6 protein-coding genes are annotated in these 2,765 nt (G+C 69.6%); 4 read left to right on the top strand and 2 right to left on the bottom strand.

What is annotated here, in order from left to right; genetic code table 11:
- The 4 genes from G6023_RS09775 to G6023_RS09760 all read left to right on the top strand — a co-directional run.
- Nucleotides 1–440 (top strand): helix-turn-helix transcriptional regulator (locus tag G6023_RS09775; protein WP_182635220.1); only part of this gene is annotated, 440 nt, incomplete at its 5' end.
- Nucleotides 437–1,057: a class I SAM-dependent methyltransferase gene (locus G6023_RS09770; protein WP_119193026.1), complete on the top strand. Its 621-nt coding sequence runs from the start codon at nucleotides 437–439 to the stop codon at nucleotides 1,055–1,057. The genes G6023_RS09775 and G6023_RS09770, both read left to right, overlap by 4 nt.
- Nucleotides 1,054–1,716, top strand: a complete 663-nt coding sequence (locus G6023_RS09765) for a TenA family protein (RefSeq protein ID WP_182635219.1) — start codon at nucleotides 1,054–1,056, stop codon at nucleotides 1,714–1,716. Before G6023_RS09770 ends, G6023_RS09765 begins: the two co-directional genes overlap by 4 nt.
- A gap of 94 nt (nucleotides 1,717–1,810) precedes the next feature.
- The gene (locus G6023_RS09760) at nucleotides 1,811–1,966 is read left to right on the top strand and encodes a DUF6131 family protein (protein ID WP_182635218.1); all 156 of its coding nucleotides are present in this window, start codon (nucleotides 1,811–1,813) and stop codon (nucleotides 1,964–1,966) included.
- 105 nt (nucleotides 1,967–2,071) lie between these two features.
- Here G6023_RS09760 and G6023_RS09755 read toward each other — a convergent pair whose 3' ends face one another.
- The gene (locus G6023_RS09755; protein ID WP_182635216.1) at nucleotides 2,072–2,560 is read right to left on the bottom strand and encodes a BLUF domain-containing protein; all 489 of its coding nucleotides are present in this window, start codon (nucleotides 2,558–2,560) and stop codon (nucleotides 2,072–2,074) included.
- A gap of 83 nt (nucleotides 2,561–2,643) precedes the next feature.
- Nucleotides 2,644–2,765 (bottom strand): hypothetical protein (locus G6023_RS09750; RefSeq protein ID WP_472986434.1); only part of this gene is annotated, 122 nt, incomplete at its 5' end.

The raw sequence follows: 2,765 nt of genomic DNA, 5'->3' as shown, positions 1-2,765 counted from the left end.
ACGCCGCGCGCAACCGGCTGACCGTCTCGCGACAGGCCCTCGAGGCCGAGCTGCCGCAGGGCGACGAGAACACGGCGCGACTGTTCGAGCGGCAGTGCCGCGAGCTCCTCGCCGACAGGCTCGCGCGGGTCGGCGTGGCCGGCCAGGTGCGCAGCCGGCTCCGGCACGAGCGCGGAACCTGGCCGTCGATGGCGGACGTGGCGGCGGAACTGCACGTCGATGTCCGCACCCTGCGACGCCACCTCGGAGCGGAAGGGACCTCGTATCGGACGCTGGTCGACGAGGTGCGGCATCAGCGGGCGCTCGAGCTGCTGGTGCACGACGTCCCGGTGGCCGAGGTGGCCGCCGAGCTGGGCTACTCCGAGACCGCGACCTTCTCCCGCAGTTTCCGCCGGTGGGAGGGTGTACAGCCGAGTCGCCGACGGGGGAGGTCGTCGTGACCGGGGAGGTCGGAGCGGCGTACTCGAGCCGCGCACAGGAGTACATCGACCACCTCGGTTCTATCGCGTCGGTCCACCCCTCGGACCTCGAGCTGGTCGCGCGCTGGGCGGATCAGCTCGACGGGCCGCTGATCGATGCAGGCTGCGGCCCAGGGCACTGGACGGGCCACCTGGCGGCCCGGGGCGTCGACGTGCGCGGAGTCGACCAGGTACCGGAGTTCGTGAGTCACGCCCGCCGAGCTCATCCCGGGTGTCGATTCGAGGTGGGTGACCTCGACGCGCTACCCCGGTCGCCCGGCGAGGTCGCGGGGATTCTCGCCTGGTACTCGCTCATCCACCACGAACCGGCCACCGTGCGACCGACGCTGTTGCGGATGGCGCGGTGTCTGCGCCCCGGCGGCGGACTACTGCTCGGGTTCTTCCACGGTGCGGAGGTCGAACGGTTCGATCACGCCGTGGCCGGGGCCTACCGCTGGTCGGTTGAGGCCCTGTCGGAGGAGTTGCGGATGGCAGACTTCGAGGTGATCGAGACCTACACGCGGACCGGGCCGGGAGCTCGACCTCACGGCGCGATCGTCGCCCGCCTGATGTCCGCCCACGACGGGAGAGCCGAGTGACCCTGTTCGAGACCCTGAAAGACCGCTGCCGTCCAGAGTGGGAGGCCTATACCGAACACGAGTTCGTCACCGAGCTCGGGCAGGGCACCCTGCCGCTCGCGGTGTTCCGTGACTACCTCGTGCAGGACTTCCACTTCCTGGTGCAGTTCGCCCGCGCCAACGCGCTGGCGGCCTACAAGAGCCGCACCCTGGCCGACATCACCGCCGCCCACCGGGCCACCGGCGCGATCCTCGCGGAGACCGAGCTACACCTGCGGCTCACCGAACGGTGGGGCATCCCGCGCGCCGAGCTCGAGGCCGCCGCCGAGAAGCAGGCCACCGTCGCCTACACCCGGTACGTGCTGGATTCCGGCATGGCGGGGGACCTGCTCGACCTGCATGTGGCGCTGGCCCCGTGCACGATCGGCTACGCCGAGATCGGCGCGCACCTGGTGCCCCGGCTCGCCGAGCACGACGGCGAGCACCCGTACGGCGAATGGATCTCCGAGTACTCGGGCGCGGAGTTCACCGCCGCCGCCCGCGCCGCGATCGAGCAGCTCGACGTGCTGTCCGAGGGCGGACTCACCGGCCGCCGCCTCGACGAGCTCACCGAGGTGTTCCGCACGGCCACCCGGCTGGAGATCGACTTCTGGCAGCAAGCGCTCGACAGCACGGGATGAGGCGCGGGCGTGACCGGGCGCGATCGGTCGCGGACTCTGTGGGACGTGGGTACGCACAGTCGTTCCTGAAAAATTACGGTGAAAGGACGACTACATGATCATTCTTGGCGCAATTCTCTTGATCCTCGGATTCCTCTTGGACATCCCCATCCTCTGGACGATCGGACTCGTGCTCATCGCGATCGGCGTCACCCTCGTCATCCTCGGTGCGGCAGGCCGCGCGGTCGGTGGACGTAAACACTGGTTCTGACACGCCGGGTCACATCTGACCCGGGGTGAGCACGAGCGTCCGGCGCACAGTCCGCTTGTAGCGGGTGCGTCGGACGCTCGTCATTTACCCGTCTGCTGAGCCGGGTCAGGACGCGGCGGAGTGTTCCTTCGCCTTGAACCAGGTCGACACGTCGTCGGCCGCCCGTCGCACCGTGCCCCCGTCCGCACCGGCGGCGAGGTCGTTGAAACTGTCGCGCACGCCGTGGAGGCCGACCGGCTCGTGGGCCCCGGGCGTCCCGAATCCCATCCGCCAATCGGGGAAGCTGCGGTCGACGGTCGTCTCGGTGAGGATCACTCGGAGGTGGTGGTGCCGCTCATCGGCGATGATGTCGTCCAGGAGGGCATCCACCTCGGTCGGTGGGCCCTCGAGGAACTGGATGAAGCAGTCGTCCCGGAAGAGCAGGATGCCGGTGATCCCCACGCGACGATTGCGGTGCCTGGCAGTGCGCAGGATCGACTCGAAGTCCTCGGGCACCATCTGCCTGGTCGGCGTACTCGTGTACACGAGGTACTTGAGAAGGCCCTCGTCCGGCACCGCGGTCTGCACCGCGGTCGGCTCGGCGTCGGAACGCATCGGGACCCCCGTTCTCGCCCGCGGCGAAGTACGACGTGCGCAGGCTGGTCAACGCACCTTCCCCCGGACTGTACGGCGTGCCCCTACAGCGGCAGGACGTCGACCTCGGCGCCGGACTCCAGTGAGGTGACGTCGGCGGGGATCTCGATCAACACGTCCGCCCGGGACATCGAGGCCACGAGGTGCGAGCCGGGGCCCGAGACCG

This window comes from Dietzia sp. DQ11-71 (assembly GCF_014144995.1).
Classification (GTDB): domain Bacteria; phylum Actinomycetota; class Actinomycetes; order Mycobacteriales; family Mycobacteriaceae; genus Dietzia; species Dietzia kunjamensis.
Note: the sequence above shows the minus strand (reverse complement) of the source record. Positions and strands in the feature narration are given on the sequence as shown.